The organism is Peribacillus sp. NPDC056705 (assembly GCF_043656335.1).
On record NZ_JBHTYI010000091.1, the window covers coordinates 1 to 2666 of the forward strand.

General features: G+C 51.0%; 2 protein-coding genes. One reads left to right on the forward strand and one right to left on the reverse strand.

Features of this window, described 5'->3' with window-relative positions; all coding sequences use genetic code 11:
• Positions 1-1037 (forward strand): arginine--tRNA ligase (gene argS / locus ACFRAK_RS27555; protein WP_394572968.1); only part of this gene is annotated, 1037 nt, incomplete at its 5' end.
• A gap of 81 nt (positions 1038-1118) precedes the next feature.
• Here argS and ACFRAK_RS27560 read toward each other — a convergent pair.
• On the reverse strand, positions 1119-2264 hold the full coding sequence (locus tag ACFRAK_RS27560; protein WP_394572969.1) for a S8 family peptidase: 1146 nt from the start codon (positions 2262-2264) through the stop codon (positions 1119-1121).
• Between the last annotated feature and the right edge of the window lie 402 nt (positions 2265-2666).

Below are 2666 nucleotides of genomic sequence, written 5' to 3' on the forward strand. Positions count from 1 at the left end.
AGCTTGTTGCCGAGAAGGGGGATTCGCTGCTGTCCATGGAGCCGGGCGAGAGAACGGCATTTTTCCGTCAGTTCGGGCTGGAGAAGGAATTGGGCAAGATCAAGCGCGATCTGAATCGATTCCGCGTTCATTTTGACGAGTGGTTCAGCGAGACCTCCCTGTATGAGAACGGACTTGTTGAGAAGTCATTGGACGAGCTGAAAGCCAAGGGTGAGGCGTATGACAAGGACGATGCGGTGTGGCTGCGTACGACGGATTATGGTGATGATAAAGACCGTGTGCTTGTTAAGAATGACGGTACGTACACCTACTTGACTCCAGACATTGCTTATCATCGTAATAAATACGAGCGGGGTTACGATCGCATGCTCAACATCTGGGGTGCAGACCATCATGGCTATGTGCCGCGTATGAAGGCTGCGATGGAGGCGCTTGGGAATGATCCTGGGAAATTAACGGTGCTAATCGCCCAAATGGTCAGCTTGTTCCAAGACGGCGAGAAAGTGAAGATGTCCAAGCGAACCGGTAAAGCGGTCACGATGGAAGATCTGATGGATGAAGTGGGCGTGGATGCCATCCGTTACTTCTTCACCATGCGTAGCATGGATTCGCATCTGGATTTCGATATGGATTTGGCGGTATCCACGTCCAACGAGAACCCGGTGTTTTATGTGCAGTATGCTCACGCGCGTATTTGCAGCGTATTCCGTCAAGCCGAGGAGCAAGGCGTAAGCCTGTTACCGCTGTCTGACGTGAACTTGAGCGTACTTACGGCTGAGCATGAGTTCGATATTTTGCGAAAAATGGGAGAACTCCCGCAAGAGGTGTCACTCGCTGCGGAGAACTATGCTCCGCACCGACTTATCCGTTATGTGTATGAGCTGGCTTCCCTATTCCACAGCTACTATAGAGCAGAGCGGGTCATTACGGAAGATGCAGAGCAAACACAAGCCCGTCTTGCCCTTCTGGGCGCTGTTCGCACGGTCATTGCCAACGTGCTGCGCCTCATGGGCGTGTCCGCTCCAGAGAAGATGTAGTATTGTTCACAAACCCACAATAGGTAACTATGGCCGCCTTTCCAGATGGAGAGGCGGCTCTTTAATATCGCATAAGCTGAATTATAGCTTCATACCCTCACGTAAGAACTTAAGGGCGTTAACCTCACCATCCATGGTGCTGTATCCTTTTTTTAGCTTCAAGGGGGAGGACGTGCGGCGCAGAAGTGTTTTGATGGAAGCCAATTTCAGATCCGGTTTCTGGGCAAGCAGTAGAGCGATGGCTCCACTGACATGGGAAGTGGCCATCGAGGTACCGCTCATTTCATGGTACTTGTTATGAAGCCAGGCCGATACGATTTTGTCTCCGGGGGCGTAAATATCCACGAATTGCCCACGATTGCTGAAGGCCGGGATTCTGCGATTACGATCCGTTGCACCCACCGAGATGGTCTGAGGATAACGGGCGGGGTAATCAGCCGTTCTGCGCTTGCCGTCATTGCCTGACGAAGCTACGATGATGACGCCGGCCTGGTTAGCCTTATTGACGATATCAAGCAAAGCCCGGCTCCGGGTTTGCATGCCAAAACTCATATTGATGATGTCAATATCGGCACGGACACACCAGTCGATCGCCAGTATTATATCGGACACAAACGCTGACCCGTTTTGATCGAAGGCTTTGACAGGGTAAACGACAGAGCGTGGTGCAACGCCAATCATACCTTGTGTGCTGTTGGCAGCTGCGATGGTACCTGAAATATGTGTGCCATGACCATTGTCGTCATGCGGGGGCATATTCCGATGAACGAGATTAATGCCGCGGGTTAACGAGTATTTCAGATCCGGATGAGTAAAATCGACGCCGGTGTCAATGACAGCAATCTTGATTCGGTGCCCTGTCGAGATTGACCAGGCCTGAGGGGCTTTGATTTGCTTGATCCCCCATGGGACTCCGGTTAGCGTTCCAACGCTGCCCTGTATAGCGAGAATATGAAGCTGGTGATCTTCCTCCACCATCAGATCATGCCGAAACTCTTGTTCAAGCTTTGTAGTATGGGCGACTGGGGCGATGATGGTGTGGGTAAGCGGTGAGATACGGATCGAGCCCGGCAAAGACCCTCTCCCGGTAAGGCGACTCCATTCACTAATGCAATCCTGGTACAGATTAGGGTCGTGGAATGTAAGCAGCCGCTGCTTCTCTGCCCGAACGTTCCGCATTGGGTTCGTTTCCGTAAGTAGTGATTGCATGATCCGGGTGTAGTCCATATGAGGCAATCTCCCTTCTCGATGAACCATTGCTTCAGTATTGTATGAGCCGGGGAGAGCGCCCGAATGGGATGTTGCCCTTTTTCCGGGAAATAGGCCCTGTTTCTCGTGTCAAAGTGGCATGGCGAACATAAGATACATGGAGAGAGCGTCAAGGTTCTCTTTTCTAACCCGTAAGGAGTCGATCCTTGGGGCGGGTACAGTCAGAAGGCGGAGAGGTGGTCTCCGCCTTTTTCTATTTTTGTTGTGGATGGGAATGACTTGCTGCTGCAGCCATGGGTATAGGTGTTTTACGAGTGGACAAGCGATGGATTAAAACTTGATTTTTATGTCTAAATAGGTTTTACTTAGGTTTGATAATGGATATGTTGAGGATATGAACGTGAAGATTGTGTGAGAGGA